Raw genomic sequence first — 18,021 nt, forward strand, 5'->3', positions numbered from 1 at the left:
AGCGACAGACCGACGCGAACCGCGTACAGAGCCCGCGACCCGGGGGACGGTGACGGCGCCGTGGTGACCTTCGACGTCAACGCCGGCATCGTCGGCGAGTCGGTCCCCGACGGGATCGAGCGCGCCGCCGACCTCGGCGTCGGTGCCGTCGAGTTCTTCGACTGGGAAGGCGCCGACCTGGAGGCCGTCGAGTCGGCGTGCGAGAGCAACGGGATCGACGTCGCGGGCATCCTCGCGGCCGGCGCGGGGTCGAACATCGACGACCGCGACGCGCCCGCGGCGGTCAATCCCTACGACCACGAGACGGCAGTGGCCGACATCGAGCGGTCGCTGGTGGCGGCGGCGGACATCGGCGCCGAGACACTCATCGTCACGGTCGGCCCCGACCAGGGAGGCTTCGACCGCGACACGCAGCGTCGCGCGCTCGAACGCGTCCTCTCGGCCGCGGCGCCCACGGCCGAGGAGGCCGGCGTCACCGTCGTCATCGAACCGCTCAACACCGTCGTCGACCATCCCGGCTACTTCCTCGAATCCTCCCGGGACGCGTTCGACATCACACGCGCGATCGGGAGCGACCGTGTCCAGGTCCTGTTCGACGTGTACCACCAGCAGATCACGGAGGGCGACGTGATCCGCAATCTCACCGAGAACGTCGACCAGGTCGGCCACGTCCACGTCGCCGACAACCCCGGGCGACTCGAACCCGGCACGGGCGAGATCGCCTACGGCAGACTCCTGGCCGCGCTCGACGACGCCGGGTACGACGGCTACGTCGGCATGGAGTTTTTCGCCACCAGCGATGGCACGTCGATGGACGAGGCGGTCCGGTCGACGCTCGAGCTCGCTTGACCGGCGGGGCTCGGCCGGGTCGACGGGCGCGGACCGCCGACCGCGGCTGGAACCGCCGCGTCAGCGGTCGAAACCCGAGTCTCGAACAGCCGACGGGGGGTTCCGGTAATACCGTACAGATTTATAACGTTCGAGTCCCCAGTATCGTGTAGAGGCGACCGAAATGCAAACCGAGATCGACGTTCCGGTGAAGGCGACGCGGGTGAGTTTCGACGTCGTCGAGGTGCTCCGGGCACTCGACGGGGCGGGCGTGACGGAAGTGGCGGACGAGCTCGACCTCCCGCGGAGTACAGTGCACGACCACCTCCGGACGCTGGAGGAACTGGAGCTGGTCGTGAACGAGGACGGGACGTACAAGACTGGGACCCGGTTCCTGGAGTTCGGCGGGTACGCGCGCCAGCGCATGAAGGTGTTCGAGGTGGCCAAGCCCGAACTCCAGAAGCTCGCCGAGCAGACGGGCGAGCACTCCAACCTCATGGTCGAGGAACACGGCCGCGGCGTCTTCCTCTACAAGACCGAGGGGGAGAACGCGGTCAAGCTGGACACCTACAACGGCTACCGCGTCCACCTCCAGACCACCGCGCTCGGGAAGGCGATGATGGCCCACATGGACGAGGAGCGAGTCCGCGACATCCTCGACCGCCACGGCATGCCGGCCATCACCGACCGGACCGTCACCGACGAGGACGTGCTCTTCGAGCAGTTCGAGGAGATCCGCGAGCGGGGCTACGCCATCGACAGGGAAGAGCGCGTCCGCGGGATGATCTGCATCGCCGCGCCGCTGCTCGACGACGACGAAGTGCTGGGCGCAATCTCCGTCTCCGGTCCGAAAAACCGGATGCAGGGCGAGCGCTTCGAGGAGGAGATCCCGCGGCAGGTGCTGCGCATCGCCAACGTCATCGAAGTCAACATGACCCACGCGTAGCGCGGAACTCGGCACTCGCGCCGCGCCACGACCCCTCGCACTGCCCGAGACGGACACTCCCGTCGGGCCGGCCGCCGTCGCGACTGGCCGGCCCGCGTCGCCACCGGCGGTCTCGGTCGTTCGTCGTGCCCGGACGGTCCGTCGTCCGACCGAACGCCTACCCGCCGCGTCGCCCTTCTAAAGATTTAAGACCTGATGGACCCCTTTTTTCTGTGATGCGATTCGTTCGGTACACAGACGGCGGTAGCGCTACCTGGGGCGTCCGTGACGGCGACGCGATCCACTCGCTGGACGGCCAGCCCACGGGCGAACCGACTTACGAGGAACTGACCAACGAGAGCTATCTCGACGAGGTGCGCCGACGCGTCGAGGGCGGTGCGCTCTCCCAGCACTCTGTCGACGACGTGTCGCTGCTCGCGCCGGTCCCGGTCCCCGGCAAGATCGTCTGCGTTGGGCTGAACTACCGCGACCACGCCGAGGAACAGGACGAGGAGATCCCCGAGACGCCGCTTTTGTTCTCGAAGGCCCCGACGACGGTGACGAACCCGGGCGACCCGATCGTCCACCCCGGCGGCGACGAACAGGTCGACTACGAGGTCGAACTCGCGGTCGTGATCGGCCGGCAGGCCAAGGACGTCGACGAGGACGAGGTCGACGACCACGTGGCCGGCTACACGGTCCTCAACGACGTGAGCGGTCGACGCTCGCAGTTCGACGACGGCCAGTTCTTCCGCGGGAAGAGCCTCGACACCTTCTCGCCGATGGGGCCGTCGCTGGTCGCCGGCGATGCGTACGACCCGAACAACGTCGACGTGTCCCTGCGCGTCAACGGCGAGACGAAGCAGGATTCCAACACCGAGCAGTTCATCTTCGACATCCAGGAAGCGGTCTCGTACATCAGCCAGAACATGACGCTGCGGCCCGGTGACGTCGTCTCCACCGGGACGCCGGGCGGCGTCGGCATCTTCCGCGAGCCCGTCGACCTGCTCGAACCCGGCGACGTCTGCGAGGCCGAGATCGAGGGCATCGGCACGCTCGAGAACCACGTCGTCGCCGAGTGAGGCGCCCGTCTCCGCGGTGACGGCCGACCGGTCACAGCTCCGGTCGCTGTCTTTCTCTCTCCGCTCTCGCCTTCTTTTCCGTTCCCGCCTCCCGCCGTCTCCCTTCCGAGGATGGGCCGCCCCCTCAGCCCTGGACGTTCCCACACTCGACGCAGGTCAGTTCGAATCGACTGCCGGCGAGGGCGACGCCGTGGGTCCGTTCGGTGTCACAGTCCGGGCAGTAGGCGCGCGATTCGAGCGCGTCCCAGTCGTGGCCGGCGCCGGGCGCCCCGAACGCCCAGCCGACGGCGCGGTCGTCGCCGTCGTTGTAGCCGGTCTGGAACTCGCCGGGTTCGAACCGGATCAGCTCGCCGGCGGCCACCGCGACTTCCTCGCGGTCGAGACCTACTTCGAACGTGGTCTCCCCTCGTTCGACGTAGAACACCTCCTCCTGGTCGTGGTGACGGTGGAGGCCCCCCGAGAAGGAGTCGCCGGGGGCGAGTTCGAAGTAGTTCGCGGCGAAGTGCTCGGTCCCGAGTTCCCGGGACACGGGCTTTCGCACGTCGTGCACCTGCAGGGGATTCCGTTCGTTCGGGACGTCTTCGATCGCTACTTTCTCCATATAGGCGTACACAGTACGAGCGTTTGTAGTTGTTCGGGGTCGATCGGGTGCGAACTTTTACTACCGGTGCGGATCCACCGGCGGGTATGGTGCTCGATTCGCACACGCACACGTGGGGCCCGCCGAGCGAGGCGCATCCGTGGATCAACGGGCCGCTCGTCGAAGAGTCGGTGAGTTCGTTCTCGGTCGACCCGGTGTTCCGGAACGAGGCGCTGCTCGCGGAGATGGACGCCGTCGGCGTCGACGAGGCCGTCGTCGTGGGCTATCCCATCTGCGAGTGGACGGACAACTGGTACACGGTCGAGGCGGCGCGCGAGCACGACCGACTGTACGGCGTCGTGATGCTCGACCAGTTCGCCGACGGCGCGGCCGACGACCTCCGTGAGGCGATGGCCGTCGACGGCGTGCTGGGGTTCCGGCTGGGCGGGCTCTGTCCCTACGACCGCATGTGGGAGACGTTCGACCGGTCGGTGACCTGGCTCCGCGAAGCGGTCGAGGAGACGGAGTTCTGGGAGGCCGCAGCGGAGACGGACGCCCTCGTCCAGATCCTCGTCCGCGGCGAGCAGCTCGACCAGGCGCTCGAACTCGTCGAGCGCTACCCCGACCTGACGTACCTCTTCGACCACTTCGCGTACGCCGAACCCGACGAACCCCTCGGTGAGGGGGTCTACGAGACGTTCTCCGCGCTCGCCGAGTACGACTCTGTCGGCGTCAAAGTCTCCGAGATCGTCCACCAGTCCGCCGAAGCCCACCCCTACGCCGACATGCACGACCACGTGCGGTGGCTACTCGACGAGTTCGGCCGCGAGCGCGTCGTCTGGGGCTCCGACTTCCCGAACGTCTCCGACGAGGCCGCCTACGGACAGACGCTCTCGTGGCTCGACGCGGTGGACGGCCTCTCAACCGGCGACCGGCGGTGGATCACCGACCGAGCGTTCCGGCGCCACCTGGGCCTGTAACGCCCGTTCTTCGACCCTTCGTCGCGCCGTCGCTACTGGCAGGTCCATTCGACGCGCCGGTGTTCGTGCGCCCGAGTTATATTCCGGTAATGCCGGACAATATCCGGATCGATCGGCGGGCACTGCCGGATCCCCCACGTGGCGGTCAGGACTGTCGTTCCCAATCGGCCGCCAGCGGCCGACGAGATCCCGGTCGGGAGCGGGAGTGGATTACAGACATAATACCGTAATAGAAATCACTCACGTGACGAATGTACGGTGGCGTGACACATGTGCTGGCGTGGGGGGCGTCCCCGAACCTGGCTTCCGGGTGCGGGTTCGGTCCCATCACCGCCACCACTGTCCGGTATTACCGGAGGGCACGTGCTACTAGCTCACACAGCATCGTTCGATTCTCCGGCTTGTAGACCGCTGAGACCCCGTAGAACGGGCCGCCGAAGATCGGACAAAATGAGATATTCCGGTATTACCGTACAAAATCCGCACTGACCGAGGCGCCGTCCGTCGTGCGATTCCCGCACGACACGCGGTCAGGACGCTATTCGAGCCGGGACGCGCCGGGCGAGAAGAAAACGGGGAATCGTCAGAGATGGATCGCGACCACGAACGGCGGAGAACGACGGCGGCGACGAGCTCACCGACGACGACTGTCGTCTACCGAAAGGAAACCCGGAGCGTTCTGGCTGCGTCCGTGACGGTGCTGGACCGGCTGCCCGTCTCAGGAGTCGGCGAAGGTGAAGACGGGTTTGACGACTTCGGAGTTGAGGAACGATTCGAAGGCGGCGGTGGGGTCGGCGGTAGAGAACGAGTCGTCGACGACGGCTTCGGCGTCGATCTCGCCGTTTTCCATGAGCCGCAGCGCCTGTTCGAAGTTGGTCCAGTCCGAGCCGTAGGAGGTGACGACGTCGATTTCACCGCGGACGACGGGTGTCAGCAGTATCTCGCTCGGTTCGCGGGGAATCCCGACGACGACGACCTCGCCGCCTTTGCGGACGACCTCGACGCCCGTCTCGACGCCTGTGAAGTGGCCGCTGGCGTCGAACACCGCGTCGAAGCCCACGTCGTCCGTCCGAACGGTAGCGTGCGTCGCTAGATCTTCCTCGGAGATGTTGATCGTGTCGATGCCCAGCGATTCGACCAGGGGGAGCCGTGCGGTCGCGTCCTGGTCGAGGCCGGAGACGAGGACGTTCGCGCCCAGCGAGTCCGCGACCGCGGCGGTGAACACGCCGATCGGGCCGGGGCCTTCGACGAGGACGTCGTCGCCGGGGTTGATCGACGAGCGGGTCAAGACGGCTCGCGTGGCGATACTCAGCGGTTCGGTGATCGCCGCGTCGGCCAGCGAAACGTCGTCGGGGACCGCGTGGAGAAACTCCGGATCGACCACCGTATACTCCGCGTAGGCGCCGTCGCGGTGCATCCCGGTGATCGAGAAGTTCTGGCAGATGTTCTCCTCGCCGTTGCGACACTGGAAACACTCCCCGCAGTGGTGGATCGGCTCTTCGACGACGCGATCACCCGGCTCGAAGCTCGTCACCGCATCGCCGACGGCTTCGACCGTGCCCGAGTACTCGTGGCCCATGATCCGCGGCATGGCGATCCAGTCGTACCCGCCCTCGTATTCGTAGGCGTGGGCGTCGCTCCCGCAGATACCTGCCGTGTGAACCCGAACGAGGACTTCCCCCGGCCCGGGTGACGGCCGCTCTCCTTCCTGGACTTCGACGGACGCAGCGCCCGTTTGAACTATCTGTTTCATACGCTAATGACTCCTTCTCGAACCGCGCTACTGTGAGTGGACTTTCCCGGACCATAAAAATACCGGGTGCCCTCTCGGTCGGGCCGGGCGATCCCCGGACCGAGAGACGGTCGGACCGACTGATACCACACGCTGGACACGAGGACTGCGTCCACGAGCCCGTCCGCCACGGCTGCACCGGCCGCGTCGAAGTCGAACTCCCCGCCGGTGGCTCCGGACGGGGCCCGGGAAGTGCGTTACAGAATACCCGCTTGTCCGAGGGTAGTCACCAGGAGGTACAGCGCGAACAGTCCGGCCGGGACCGCGGCCGCTCGGCGAGCGGTGTCGATCTCCAGGCTCTTCGACTCGGCGACGGCGATCGAGAGCAGGTGGCCGCTCCAGACGGCGAAGGCGATCCCGACCAGCAGGACGACGGCGTACAGCGGGTCGGTCAGGCCCGCGTAGACGTCCTCGCCTCCGGCGGCCGTGCCGGCGAACACCGAAGCGGCCTGCTCGGCGGCGCTCAGTCCCTCCGGGTCGGCCGGGATGTCGACGTCGAAGAAGAGGTACGCGACGACGAGCGAGCGCAGGAGGTTCCAGATCCCGATGGGGATCATCGCCCACGCCGCGCCACGCATCAGGCGGCTGATCGGGCCGCGCCCGCCGCTGGAACTCGCGATGACGTGCGCGCCCACAGAGTAGAGGAGCCACGCGACCACGGTCAACACGACCGGCCGGAGAACCCGCCCGGCCAACTGGACCTGGAACATCGAATTGTCGGTTTCGACCACGTTGAGCGCCTCGATCATCACGTACGCGAACCCGGCACTGCCGGCCAGGCCGCACAGCAGGACGACGATCGTCTCCAGTGTGAGCCCGCGTTTCGGCGTCCGCTGCCGGATTATCCCGTCTGGCAACGTCGCGATTCGACGAATCATATGTGAGCGTGACTGGCAACGCTAATCAATGTTGGTGGTACGCCGGAGAGCTCGGACGGCGCTCTGCGGCCACGGCCGGACGCCACCGGGACTGCCTCGACGTCGTGGTTGATAGATCGGTCGCGCGCCCGCGAGACCATGGAGTGGTGGGCCGGCTCGTCTCCGGAGAGTGAGACCGACTCGTCCACGCAGCCGTCCCCGTCCGAACGCAGCCGACAGTATGAATACCGTCGCTCGGATAGGTGCGCCCGATGGGACTGCGCAACCTGCTCGACCGATTGGCCGCCGTATTCGCTACCGACGCCGGTCCGGACGTCGACGAGGAGCGCGCGGCGCGACTGGCCGACGCCGCCGCAGACCCGGCGGTTACCGCGACTGCGCTGTCCACCCCGGGCGACCGCACCCGGTACCCGCTGGTCGCGTACGTCGACGATGGCGAGCAGCCGGAGTACCTCTTCCGAGGGGGGACGCTCATGGTCGACGACGGCGATTCGCTGGCCCGCGAGACGCCGACGCGCGAACTCGCCGTGGTCGTCACCGACTCACGGTTCCTGTTCGTCGTCGGCGGCCGCCTCTCGGACTCGTTGTTCGAGGTCCCGTTCGAGGACGTCGTGACGGCGTACGTCGACGACGAGGACGACCGGACGTATTTCGTCGTGGAGGGCGACCGCGACGGCGACGAGCTGACGTTCTTCGCCGACGTGACGATGGATCCGCGCCCCGATGCCCTCCGCGCGGCCGCCGAACGCGCCGAGTCCGTCCCGGAGTGACGCGATCTGGCCCGAATTCTGCCCGATTTTTGATGAGGTCCAAAAAGGTTAAATACCGGTATTCCGTTTGTGCGACCGTCTTATGACACGCGGTAACGAGAATCGAAGGTCGGACACGGACGTTAACCAGTACAGACGGAAACTGTTGGCCGCGTTAGGTGCGGCCGGCACGGCCGGTCTCGCCGGGTGTGGCGGCGACGACGGCGACGGTGGAACCAACGCTGACGGCGGTGACGGCAGCGACGGAAGCGACGGCAGCGACGGGAGTGACGGCAGCGACGGTGGAGGTGACGGCAGCGACGGGAGTGACGGCAGCGACGGTGAAGGTGACGGGACCTCCAGCGGCGACCTGGAGCACTTCCCGGACCGCAGGTACGTCACGTTCGAGGGCGAACTCAGTAGCGACCGGCTACGGTTCAACAAGTACTACCACCGGACCCAGATGCCGCGCTTCGTGTACCCGTTCATGTACGCGAAGAAGACGGTCATGCACCAGGAGACCGCGGAACGGATCCCGCACATCGTCACGGACTGGGAGGTAGTCGACGACACGGAGATCAAGGTCCAGTTCCGCGACGACTCGGCGTGGGCCGTCGCGAACCCCGACGACCCCAACGGCATCAACGGCACGCCCGTCAAGCCGTCCGACTGGGGCTACTCCCTCCGGCTGGCGCGCTGGAACGGACTCTCGCCCGACGAGATCAAAGAGCAGAACCCCGACGGCGAGCCGCTCAGCGCGTTCAGCGCGATCACCAGCATCGAGTTCGACGACGACGCCGGCACGCTGACGGTTCGCAGCGAACCCGGCTGGTTCGACATCTTCAGTGAGGACGCGCAGATCAACGCGCTGAACCTCTCGCACCCCAACAATCAGTCGATAGGCGAGTCCCTCGCCACCATGGCACAGGACATGAAGCCGATCCACGACGAGGTGAAGGAACTCGAGTGGGGTCAGCCCGAGGGGACGGCCAACACCGGGAACCCGACCTACCGGACGGAACTCATCCAGCGCGAAACGGACAGGCTCCGCCAGCGCAGCGAGAGCGATATCCAGGCCCCAGAGAACATCCCGTGTTCCGGGCCGTTCGTGCTCCAGGAGGTCCGGGAGGACCAGGTCATCCTCAAGAAGAACCCCGAGTACTTCCTCTCGGACAAGATCAACTGGGACACGGTGCAGGTCAACATCATCCCGAACACGCAGTCCCAGACGCAGGCGCTGCAGAACAGCATCCTCGACGGGGTCAACGGCCGCGTGCTGAAACCCAACCCCAGCACGGTCGACAACCTGCCCGAGGAGTTCCGCCGGGTCAACCACACCGGCGGCGGTCAGTACGGGCTCTCGATGAACGCCCAGGCCAACGAGTACCTCGGCGACCCGCTCGTCCGGCAGGCGTTCAACTTCGCGATCAACAAGAAGCAGATCGCCCAGATCCGCAACCGCTACGCCAACGAGAAGGTCCCGTACCCGGCTGGGCTGCTCGACCCGGTCCAGCGGAGCTACGTCGAAGATGCGGGCCTGACCGACTCGTTCACCCGCTACAATAGGAACATGGACCGGGGGTCGGCCCTCATGGAGGAAGCCGGCTTCTCCAAGGAGGGTGGGACCTGGATCACCCCCGACGGCGACCCCTTCGAGCTGACGCTGCTGACTGGCGGCTCGTCAGTACAGGTCGAGTCGACGGTCATCGCCTTCCTCAACGAGTTCGGCGTCAACGTCAGTCTCCAGAAGGTCGACTCGACGGTCGCCGACCAGCGACAGGGCGACGGCGACTTCGAGCTCACGATGTACGAGTGGCCGTTCGCGAGCCACGCCGGCGCGTGGTTCCGCATGGTCCAGCAGAGCGACCGGCGCCACCGCTTCGGGAGTCTCTGGAGCGACGAGTTCGTCGAGGAGTTCGCCAACAGTTACGACAACGTCGACAACGTCGAGTACGACTGGACGATGAACCTCGAGGGCGCGACGCCCGAACAGCAGAAGGAGTTCACCCTCAAGGCGCCGCCGGTCGGCGAGCCCGACGGCGAACTGCAGGAGTACCCGGTCTGGTTCTACGACACCCAGCTCGGGCAGAACCTCGACGAGGAGACTCGCGCCAAGTACCAGCAGCGCCTCTGCTGGGTCTTCAACTACCAGCTGCCGATCGCGCCGTTCGTGCAGAGCTTCGAGATGGCGTTCCAGGACACCGCCAACTGGAGCGTGCCGGAAGACGAGTCGGAGTGGCAGATGAACCTGCCGCTCTTCCAGCTGATCCAGCAGGGCAAGGTCCAGGCCACGTCGGGTAACTGACGGCCCGAACCCCCGGTCACGCCCCTCCCACTACGTCCGGCAGTCGATTCCCGTCCCCGGCCGGCGTCTCGCGCCGGCCCGGTTCTCGTTCGGCGCGACTCGACCCTGGATATCGTTCGGCTCGATCGACCGTACTGCCGAATCGCTCGGCACTCGCTCTCTTCTCGCATCGTCACGAATCCCCGACAGTCCGATCCTCGCCGCGACGACCCGTTCACCGGAGCGCGTCGACCGGCACCAGCGTCACCCGCGGGTCGCCGGCGACCGTCGCCGTGTACAGGAGCCACCGGTCACCGCAGACGAACTGCGGCCGCGGCGTCCACGCGTTGTTCCCCGGGATCGGGTCCGAGACGACTTGCTCGCGGTCGCCTCGCCTGTCGTAGACCGCGACCCGGACGGACTCGCTGTCGGGGACAGTCCCCGCTAGCAGGTCGCCGTCTCGGGTCGCGTCCGCCGCTCGCACGGGCGTCCCCCAGACGCGCTCCCGGCGCCCCGCTTCGAGGTGCAGCAGTCCCGCGCCCCGCCCCGGCTCGACGAACCAGAGGCCCGTCCCGCCCTCGTTCCACCGGAGGTCGCCGTGGTGGTCGGGCAGCAACTTCGCGAGCGGCCGGGCGCCCAGTCCCTCGCGCGCCAGCCACGCCTCCCCGCCGACGCCGTCGGCCGCGCCCCGTGCTAGGAGCGTTAGCGACGCGTCAGAGGGGCTGAACCGGAGCGTGTCGTAGCGCCGGTCGCGGGTGTGCCAGACCGCCGTCGTCCCCTCCTCGACGGACAGGGCCGCCAGTCGCGACTCGTCGTCGGTCGCGAACACCGCACCCAACTGCTCGCCGTCGGCCGAGCGAGTCAGGCCCGCGACGGGGGTCCCCGGAACCACCGCCGTGTCGAACCGACCGACCGACCGCGGGTCCGCCGGCCGCTCCGTGTCGTGGGCGGTGACGGCGTGACCGTCGAGGACGTACGCCGTCTCCGATTCGACGTCGACCCACGGCGTCGGCCCCCCGGGCGTCGTCTCCATCGCGGGCCGGAAGGCGCCCGTCTCCACGTCGAGGACGCCCAGGGTCGGCGTCCCCTCGCCGGCGTACAGCCAGACTGATCGGTCCGTGCTGACGGGGGCGACCCGTCGGGGACCGACGCTCCGTGGCGGGTCGACGAGGCGATAGCGGTCGATCCCCTCGCGGGGGACGTGCCGGAAGCCCGGTGCCTCCGCGGGGCCGCCGACCGTCATCGTCCCGGCTCCTCCGTCGAACGAGCGCGTCTCATTGCCGAACCAGAGCGGGCGAACGCGTATAAATCGCCCGCGACGACCGCGATCGCCGACGCTGCCCTGTCTGACCGCGACCGACGGCGCTCCGTGGGACCGCGGGTGACGGCGAATGGGGCGCCGATCCGGACGCGAACCGCGGCTCAGGCGCGCTCATTCGGGACGGCGCTTCACCGTCTCTCGGTGGACTGGTCCCGTCCATCGGAAAAAACTTAAACAGTAGACCGCTCTTTCACTGTAGTATGAGACGCGTTATCGACAGCACAATCATCGGATCGGACGGCACCGGCGTTCGACTCGATACGCTCGGTCACGGGGTTGGCGGCGTCGCATGAGCCAGAGTGTCAGTCGAGACGTCGCGACGCCGCTGGTCGTCGCGATACTGTGTATCGTCGGGATCGGGATGATCGCGGCGACAGTCGACACCGCCCAGACCATCGGTGGGGACGGGGACGGCGGGATCGTCGAACGACCCGGCGAGAGCGAACAGCCCGGACAGGAGAACCCCGGCGGGCCGGGGGAGTTCGAAGGCGGCAATCCCGCGGACACCCCGGAGCGTAACGTCCTCGAGATCTCGGCGTGTATCCAGTTCCTCGACTCCATCCTCGGGACGCTCCTCGTCGCGGCGGGATTCCTGGGCGTGATCGGGCTGGTCTACTACCGGTTCAACTTCTCCGCGGCGCTGCTGACCAGCTGGGCGCTCCTCCCGCCGGTGGCGCTGGTGTACTTCCTCGGAACCAACTGCGCGACCACGGGGCCCACCACCGGGTCAGGCGGCGGCAGCAACCCCATCCCCGGCGGTGACACCGCGCCCGTCTCGCCGCTGACGAACGTTCCGTCCTGGGCGATCGGGCTCCTGGTCGGTCTCGTCCTCGTCGGCGCGGTGGGGGCGCTCTACCGCTCGATGGGCGAGGAGGAGATCGTCGTCGTCGAGGACGAGACGGTCGACGACGGCCCCGACCTCGACCAGTTCGCCGCGGCGGCCGGCCGCGCGGCCGACCGCATCGAGGAGCACAACGCCGACGTCGACAACGCGGTCTACCGCGCGTGGGTCGAGATGACCGACCTGCTCGACGTCGACGAACCGGAGATGTACACCCCCGGCGAGTTCGCGGACACGGCCATCTCGCTGGGCATGGCGGAGGACGACGTCTCGGAACTCACGCGACTGTTCAACGAGGTCCGCTACGGCGGTCGCGACGCCGCGGACCGCGAGGACCAGGCGCTCGACATCCTCCGGAGCATCGAATCGGCGTACAGCGGCGACGACCAGACCGGCGGCGACCAGTGGGAGGGCCAGAACGATGAGTGACAGTAACACGACGGCGCACGGCGCGAGGACCGACGCGGCGAACCCGGGGTGGTGCCGATGGACGTAGACGACCTCATCCGGTTGGCGCTGGCCGCCGTCGGGGCGGTCGTGTTCGTCCTCGGCGCGGCCACGTACGTGCTCGTCGACCCGTTCGCGGACATGCTCCCCTCGACGTTCGCAGTCGCGGCGCTCGCCGGGCTCGTCGCCTTCCTGCTGGGACTGTGGGCGGTCCGGACGGCCTACAAGGGCGGCGTCGACCAGACGGCGGTCCCGGACGTGGAACTCCCGCGGTCGTTCCCCGCCCCCGGGTCGGACCTGGACCTGACGCTCTACCGGCTGACCCACCTCCGCCAGGGGACCTCCGAGTACCGCGACCAGATACAGAGCCGCCTGGCCGAGGCCGCGGTGGCGGCCATCCGCCAGCGCGAGAACTGCACGCGCGCGCAGGCGGTCCACCAGCTCGAGGAGGGCGAGTGGACCGACAACTACCAGGCGGCCTCCTTTTTCGCCGGTGGCTCGCCCCCGAGCCAGTCCCGTCTCGACCGATGGCTCGGCGACGACGAGACGCCCTACGAGCAGTGGGTCGACACGACCGTCGACGCCATCGCCGAGTACGCGGGCATCGAGGCGGCGACGGAACCGGAGCCGACGACCGCCGACGACGACGGCGGCCTGCTCTCGGGACTCCGCGGTGGCGACGGCGACGACGGCCCGCGCGCCCAGGCCGGCTACCGCGACCAGTACGTCGACGAGAACGCGGAACGGATCACCGACTCTATCGTCTACAACGAACTGATCGAGACCGGCCAGTGGCGCGGGGTCACCGCCTTCGCGCTCGTGGCCGTCGGCTGGGGCGTCATCACCGCGACGCCCGCCATCGTCCTCGTGGCCGTCCTCGGCGTCGCCTTCTCGGCGTACGCTCGCGCGGCCGTGCCCCCGAAACTGGCGGCCCTGGACGTCGAGCGGGCCTTCGACGAGTCGGACGTGATCCCCGGCGACGTCGTCGAGGTGACCGTCACCGTCGAGAACACCGGCGGCTCGTTCGTTCCGGACCTGCGGCTGGTCGACCGCGTCCCCGGCAACATGCGCGTGGTCAGCGGGACGCCCCGGCTCGCGACCGCCCTCGGATCGGGCGACACCGCCACGTTCACCTACGAGGTCGTCGCCGAGCGCGGCACCCACGAGTGGCCGCTGCTGGCGATCGGCCGGGACTTCTCCGGCGCTCTCGAGCGCGAGGCGGTCGTCGACGTCGAGGGCGAACTCCGATGTATCCCCTCGCTGCGGACGACCGCCGAGATGCCCGTCCGCCAGCAGACCTCGCTGTACTCCGGCCAGGAGAACACCTCCACGGGCGGGTCCGGTCTTGAGTTCTTCGCGGTCCGGGAGTACCGCGAGAGCGACCCGATGAACCGCATCGACTGGAAGCGCCAGGCCCGCACGGGCGAACTGGCGACCATCGACTTCCGCCTGGAGCGGGCGGCCTCGCTCGTCTTCCTGTTCGACGCGCGCGACGCCTCCTACGTCGCGCCGGAACCGGGCGAACACCACGCCGTCGACCGCAGCGTCGAGGCGGCCGTCGAGGCCTTCGGCGCGCTCTCCGACCAGGGCAACATGGTCGGGCTGGCAGCGTTCGACACGGTGCCCTGCTGGCTCGCCCCGAGCGCCGGCGACGCGCACCTCGAACGCGCTCGCCGGATGTTCGCCGGCCACCCGGCCATGTCCTCGACGCCGCCCGAGGAGTCCGAGACCGAGGGCCACTACGTGGACCCGATGACTCACGTCAGGAGCCAGCTCTCGCCGGAGTCCCAGCTCGTGCTGTTCTCGCCGCTGACCGACGACTACACGGTCGAGGTCGCCCGTCGCCTCGACTCGTCGGGCCACCGGGTGACGGTCATCAGCCCCAACCCGACCGCGAATCGGACCGTGGGCCAGCGGCTGGCCCGCATCGAACGGACCATGCGGATCGCGACGCTCCGCGAGCGGGACATCCGCGTCGTCGACTGGGACTACGACAGCATGCTCGGACTTGCACTCGACGAGGCACGACAGAGGTGGACCGTATGAGCACCGAAACCGAGGAGTTCTCGACCGTCACGGTCGACCACTCGCCGACGAGACTCAGCTCGATCGCGGCCGTCGTCGCCGCGGTGGTCGCCGCCGTGACGAGCGCCCCCTTCGCGCTGTACGCGATCCCGCTTGGCTTCGGCGGCATCGCCGTCCTCGCGTCGGGGCTGTTCATGGGGTCGAGCCGCCTCCGCGTGACGATGGGCGCGGCCGGCCTCTTCCTCTCGGTCCTGATCGCCGGCCTGTTCGGCACCGGGCCGGAGATCCTGCTCGTCAGCGCGGCCGCGACGATCCTGGCCTGGAACTTCGGCCAGAACGCCATCAGCCTCGGCGAACAGATCGGGTCGAGTTCCCGCACCCGACGCAACGAGATCATCCACGCCTCCGCCGCGACGATCGTCGCGATGGTCGCGACCGGCGTCGGCTACGGCGTCTACCTCGTCGGGAGCGACGGGCGCCCGATGGCCGCCATCGGGATGCTCTCGCTCGCGCTCGTGTTCCTGATCTGGGCGATCCGGACCTGAGCGTCGGTCGACCGCCCACACCCACTCGTCCGCCCGCCTTTTTCGCGGTTCCGTCACGATATCCGACCGACAGCGGCCGTATCGTGGTCGCTCGGGGTGCCAAGAACCGACAAACATAAGTCCGATCGCTGGGATTGGCTTGGTATGAGTACGTCTACCGGAGAGTTCACCATCCAGGAGGCCAGCGAGCGTTGCGACCAGATCATCGAGGAGATCCAGTCGGCGGTCATCGCCGACCGGGACTTCCTCGAGGAAGTCCTGCTGGCCATCCTCGCGGAGGGCCACGTCCTGCTCGAGGACGTGCCCGGGACGGGGAAGACGCTGACGGCGATGAGTTTCTCCAGCGCCTTCGGCCTCGACTTCTCGCGCATCCAGTTCACGCCGGACCTCCTGCCGAACGACGTCTCCGGGACGAACATCTACAACGAGCGGGACAACCAGTTCGAGTTCCAGCCCGGCCCCATCTTCGGCAACGTCGTCCTCGCCGACGAGATCAACCGCGCGCCGCCGAAGACCCAGGCGGCGCTGCTGGAAGCGATGCAGGAGAAGCAGGTCACCATCGAGGGCGAGACTCGCCAGCTCCCCGAGCCGTTCTTCGTGATCGCGACCCAGAACCCCGTCGAGCAGGAGGGGACCTTCCCGTTGCCGGAAGCGCAGGTCGACCGTTTCTTCGTCAAGACGTCGCTCGGCTACCCCGACGACGAGGGCGAACTCGAGATCCTGCGCCGGCGGGCCGGCCGTACCCAGTCGACTCCCGAGTCCGGCAGGGTCATGGACAGCCCCGAGGAGGTCCAGGCCCTGCAGGACGTCGTCGAGACGGTCCAGACCGACGAGGACCTGCTCGTCTACCTCAAGGAGATCTGCCGGATGACCCGCGAAGACCACCGCGTCCGCACGGGCGTCTCCCCGCGCGGGACCCAGCGCCTGTTCGAGTGTACCCGCGCCCGCGCTGTCATCGAGGGCCGCGACTACGCGACCCCCGACGACGTGAAGAAGATCGCAAAGCCGGTCCTCTCGCACCGACTCGTGCTCACGCCCGAGGCCGAGGTCAACGACGTCGAGAAGGACGAGGTCATCCAGGAAGTCCTCGACGAAGTTCCGGTCCCGACTGTCCGTTAACCGCGTTCTCCCCGAACTCGCCGCCGGCGTCTGCGGCCCACTGGGCGGACTCGGCGCACCGATCCTCGTTCCGTCCCCCGATGAGTGTACAAGTTTAAGTCCGGGCCGTCGAATCAGGAACGTATGAGCGCCGACGGTAACAAGATAGTCTGTCGACGGTGTCGCGAAACGTTCCCGATCGACGCCGAGAGCTGTCCGAACTGCGGGAAAGACGTCCGGAGCAACACGCCGTACTACGTCGGGGCGGCTCTCGGGCTCGTCCTCGTGCTCTCGGCGGTTCTGTCGATGGGCGAACTCCTCGCGTACGGCGTCCTCGGTGCGGTCGTCGCCGTCAGCAGTGGCTACATGGTGTATCGAAAGCGCCAGCGGATCGTCGAGGAAGGCGAGTCGATCTGATGCCGTCGGCCGCCGCGTTCTGATAGCCGCGATCGGATGGGCGGCGAGTCCCGCATCGTTCACGCGGCCGACCGGGGGATTCGCCGCGCTGATACCAGAGCCGAACCGCGAACTGTTCTCGGCTGACCGCCGAAATGCCGCGTTTCAGGTCCTGCGGGTGGTTACCAAACCTTTTTATCCCGGTAGCTTGTGCCATTCGATAGCAATGGGATACCTGCGGAATCGATTACTGCAGGCAGTAATCACACTGTACAGCATCATTACTCTGGGGTTCGTGTTCATACGCATGATGCCCGGGGACCCGACTGCGTATCTCCGGGCTGAGATCCAGCAGAACCCGGGCGCATACGGCCTGCCGCCGAACCCGACGCTGGCGGAGATAAACGAGGTCATGCAGACCCAGATGAACTACACGCCGGGACCGATCTGGGAGAAGTACATCTCCTACATGGAGGGCGCGATCCAGGGGAACTTCGGCACGTCGGTGATCGTCGATCCCGGCGCGTCGAACGTCCAGCTCATCCTGGAGGCGGCGCCGTGGACGATCTTCATCTCCTCGGCGGGACTGGTCTACGGGCTCGTCGCGGGGATCGTCCTCGGGTCGCTGATGGCCTACTACGAGGGGACGAAGATGGACGTCGGGCTGACGGTTTCGATGCTGGCCGCCAGCTCGGTGCCCTACTACATCGTCGCCATCCTCCTGCTGTTCCTGTTCTCCTACAACCTGGAGTGGTTCCCGACGGGTGGGCGATTCAACACCGACACGGTGCCCGGGTTCAACTACCCGTTCATCGCGGGGGTGTTCAATCACGCGGCGTTACCCATACTCTCGGGGATAACGATAGGATTCGGGGGGAACGCGCTCAGCCTGCGCGCCAACTCGATCCGGCTCCTCGGCGAGGGACACATCCGTAACGCCGAGCTGCGGGGGCTGTCGACGTACACTATCTCGACGCGCTACCTCGCGCGCAACGCGATCCTCCCGATGTACACCGGGATCGTCCTGGGGCTGGCCGGCCTGATCGGCGGGTCGATCATCCTCGAGGAGATCTTCGTCTACCGCGGGATGGGCAAGCTGATGTACGACGCGACGGTCCAGCGGGACTTCCCGCTGATGACGACGTCGCTCATCTTCACGACGGCCATCTTCGTCGCGGGGACGCTGATAGCCGACTTCACGTACTCGCTGATCGATCCGCGGGCCGAGCAGTCGAGCATGGGGTGATCAC

16 protein-coding genes are annotated in these 18,021 nt (G+C 67.5%); 12 read left to right on the top strand and 4 right to left on the bottom strand.

Annotation, left to right across the window (positions count from 1 at the left end):
• The first annotated feature begins 63 nt into the window (after window positions 1-63).
• The 3 genes from ACMGFE_RS00195 (at window position 64) to ACMGFE_RS00205 (ending at window position 2,835) form a co-directional block, all read left to right on the top strand.
• Window positions 64-849, top strand: coding sequence for a hydroxypyruvate isomerase family protein (locus ACMGFE_RS00195; protein WP_436922917.1), 786 nt, complete (start codon window positions 64-66; stop codon window positions 847-849).
• Between the two features lie 163 nt (window positions 850-1,012).
• The gene (locus ACMGFE_RS00200; RefSeq protein ID WP_436922918.1) at window positions 1,013-1,774 is read left to right on the top strand and encodes an IclR family transcriptional regulator; all 762 of its coding nucleotides are present in this window, start codon (window positions 1,013-1,015) and stop codon (window positions 1,772-1,774) included.
• Between the two features lie 215 nt (window positions 1,775-1,989).
• Window positions 1,990-2,835 carry a fumarylacetoacetate hydrolase family protein gene (locus ACMGFE_RS00205; RefSeq protein ID WP_436922919.1) on the top strand — a complete coding sequence of 282 codons (846 nt, stop codon included), beginning with the start codon at window positions 1,990-1,992 and terminating at the stop codon, window positions 2,833-2,835.
• Window positions 2,836-2,959: 124 nt separating this feature from the next.
• On the opposite strand, the gene ACMGFE_RS00210 is transcribed toward ACMGFE_RS00205, so the two are convergent.
• Window positions 2,960-3,436 carry a cupin domain-containing protein gene (locus ACMGFE_RS00210; protein ID WP_436922920.1) on the bottom strand — a complete coding sequence of 159 codons (477 nt, stop codon included), beginning with the start codon at window positions 3,434-3,436 and terminating at the stop codon, window positions 2,960-2,962.
• Between the two features lie 89 nt (window positions 3,437-3,525).
• On the opposite strand from ACMGFE_RS00210, the gene ACMGFE_RS00215 reads away from it, so the two are divergent.
• Window positions 3,526-4,395, top strand: a complete 870-nt coding sequence (locus ACMGFE_RS00215; RefSeq protein WP_436925131.1) for an amidohydrolase family protein — start codon at window positions 3,526-3,528, stop codon at window positions 4,393-4,395.
• Between the two features lie 718 nt (window positions 4,396-5,113).
• Here ACMGFE_RS00215 and ACMGFE_RS00220 read toward each other — a convergent pair.
• Window positions 5,114-6,148, bottom strand: coding sequence for a zinc-dependent alcohol dehydrogenase (locus ACMGFE_RS00220; RefSeq protein ID WP_436922921.1), 1,035 nt, complete (start codon window positions 6,146-6,148; stop codon window positions 5,114-5,116).
• A 236-nt stretch (window positions 6,149-6,384) separates the two neighbouring features.
• Window positions 6,385-7,065, bottom strand: a complete 681-nt coding sequence (locus ACMGFE_RS00225) for a YIP1 family protein (RefSeq protein ID WP_436922922.1) — start codon at window positions 7,063-7,065, stop codon at window positions 6,385-6,387.
• Between the two features lie 251 nt (window positions 7,066-7,316).
• On the opposite strand from ACMGFE_RS00225, the gene ACMGFE_RS00230 reads away from it, so the two are divergent.
• Both ACMGFE_RS00230 and ACMGFE_RS00235 read left to right on the top strand, forming a co-directional pair.
• Window positions 7,317-7,835 carry a hypothetical protein gene (locus tag ACMGFE_RS00230; protein WP_436922923.1) on the top strand — a complete coding sequence of 173 codons (519 nt, stop codon included), beginning with the start codon at window positions 7,317-7,319 and terminating at the stop codon, window positions 7,833-7,835.
• An 82-nt stretch (window positions 7,836-7,917) separates the two neighbouring features.
• Entirely contained in the window at window positions 7,918-10,119 is a 2,202-nt protein-coding gene (locus tag ACMGFE_RS00235; protein WP_436922924.1) for an ABC transporter substrate-binding protein, read from the top strand.
• A 214-nt stretch (window positions 10,120-10,333) separates the two neighbouring features.
• Here the strand turns inward: ACMGFE_RS00235 and ACMGFE_RS00240 are convergent, their stop codons facing one another.
• Window positions 10,334-11,341 carry a hypothetical protein gene (locus ACMGFE_RS00240; RefSeq protein WP_436922925.1) on the bottom strand — a complete coding sequence of 336 codons (1,008 nt, stop codon included), beginning with the start codon at window positions 11,339-11,341 and terminating at the stop codon, window positions 10,334-10,336.
• 367 nt (window positions 11,342-11,708) lie between these two features.
• On the opposite strand from ACMGFE_RS00240, the gene ACMGFE_RS00245 reads away from it, so the two are divergent.
• The 6 genes from ACMGFE_RS00245 (at window position 11,709) to ACMGFE_RS00270 (ending at window position 18,017) form a co-directional block, all read left to right on the top strand.
• On the top strand, window positions 11,709-12,689 hold the full coding sequence (locus tag ACMGFE_RS00245) for a DUF4129 domain-containing protein (RefSeq protein ID WP_436922926.1): 981 nt from the start codon (window positions 11,709-11,711) through the stop codon (window positions 12,687-12,689).
• Window positions 12,690-12,746: 57 nt separating this feature from the next.
• Complete coding sequence (locus tag ACMGFE_RS00250; RefSeq protein ID WP_436922927.1) at window positions 12,747-14,753, top strand: DUF58 domain-containing protein; 2,007 nt, start codon at window positions 12,747-12,749, stop codon at window positions 14,751-14,753.
• Window positions 14,750-15,277, top strand: coding sequence for a DUF7519 family protein (locus ACMGFE_RS00255; protein ID WP_436922928.1), 528 nt, complete (start codon window positions 14,750-14,752; stop codon window positions 15,275-15,277). Before ACMGFE_RS00250 ends, ACMGFE_RS00255 begins: the two co-directional genes overlap by 4 nt.
• 144 nt (window positions 15,278-15,421) lie before the next feature.
• Complete coding sequence (locus tag ACMGFE_RS00260; protein WP_436922929.1) at window positions 15,422-16,396, top strand: AAA family ATPase; 975 nt, start codon at window positions 15,422-15,424, stop codon at window positions 16,394-16,396.
• Window positions 16,397-16,519: 123 nt separating this feature from the next.
• Window positions 16,520-16,792 carry a hypothetical protein gene (locus tag ACMGFE_RS00265; RefSeq protein ID WP_436922930.1) on the top strand — a complete coding sequence of 91 codons (273 nt, stop codon included), beginning with the start codon at window positions 16,520-16,522 and terminating at the stop codon, window positions 16,790-16,792.
• Between the two features lie 286 nt (window positions 16,793-17,078).
• Window positions 17,079-18,017: an ABC transporter permease gene (locus tag ACMGFE_RS00270; RefSeq protein ID WP_436922931.1), complete on the top strand. Its 939-nt coding sequence runs from the start codon at window positions 17,079-17,081 to the stop codon at window positions 18,015-18,017.
• Window positions 18,018-18,021: the final 4 nt, after the last annotated feature.

The sequence above is a fragment of the Halosimplex amylolyticum genome (genome assembly GCF_051414035.1).
GTDB lineage: Archaea > Halobacteriota > Halobacteria > Halobacteriales > Haloarculaceae > Halosimplex > Halosimplex amylolyticum.

Coding starts and splice junctions, on each gene's coding strand:
- ACMGFE_RS00200 (WP_436922918.1), top strand. CDS start 1,013: ATGCAAACCGAGATCGACGTTCCGGTGAAGGCGACGCGGGTGAGTTTC.
- ACMGFE_RS00205 (WP_436922919.1), top strand. CDS start 1,990: ATGCGATTCGTTCGGTACACAGACGGCGGTAGCGCTACCTGGGGCGTC.
- ACMGFE_RS00210 (WP_436922920.1), bottom strand. CDS start 3,436: ATGGAGAAAGTAGCGATCGAAGACGTCCCGAACGAACGGAATCCCCTG.
- ACMGFE_RS00220 (WP_436922921.1), bottom strand. CDS start 6,148: ATGAAACAGATAGTTCAAACGGGCGCTGCGTCCGTCGAAGTCCAGGAA.
- ACMGFE_RS00225 (WP_436922922.1), bottom strand. CDS start 7,065: ATGATTCGTCGAATCGCGACGTTGCCAGACGGGATAATCCGGCAGCGG.
- ACMGFE_RS00230 (WP_436922923.1), top strand. CDS start 7,317: ATGGGACTGCGCAACCTGCTCGACCGATTGGCCGCCGTATTCGCTACC.
- ACMGFE_RS00235 (WP_436922924.1), top strand. CDS start 7,918: ATGACACGCGGTAACGAGAATCGAAGGTCGGACACGGACGTTAACCAG.
- ACMGFE_RS00240 (WP_436922925.1), bottom strand. CDS start 11,341: ATGACGGTCGGCGGCCCCGCGGAGGCACCGGGCTTCCGGCACGTCCCC.
- ACMGFE_RS00245 (WP_436922926.1), top strand. CDS start 11,709: ATGAGCCAGAGTGTCAGTCGAGACGTCGCGACGCCGCTGGTCGTCGCG.
- ACMGFE_RS00250 (WP_436922927.1), top strand. CDS start 12,747: ATGGACGTAGACGACCTCATCCGGTTGGCGCTGGCCGCCGTCGGGGCG.
- ACMGFE_RS00255 (WP_436922928.1), top strand. CDS start 14,750: ATGAGCACCGAAACCGAGGAGTTCTCGACCGTCACGGTCGACCACTCG.
- ACMGFE_RS00260 (WP_436922929.1), top strand. CDS start 15,422: ATGAGTACGTCTACCGGAGAGTTCACCATCCAGGAGGCCAGCGAGCGT.
- ACMGFE_RS00265 (WP_436922930.1), top strand. CDS start 16,520: ATGAGCGCCGACGGTAACAAGATAGTCTGTCGACGGTGTCGCGAAACG.
- ACMGFE_RS00270 (WP_436922931.1), top strand. CDS start 17,079: ATGATGCCCGGGGACCCGACTGCGTATCTCCGGGCTGAGATCCAGCAG.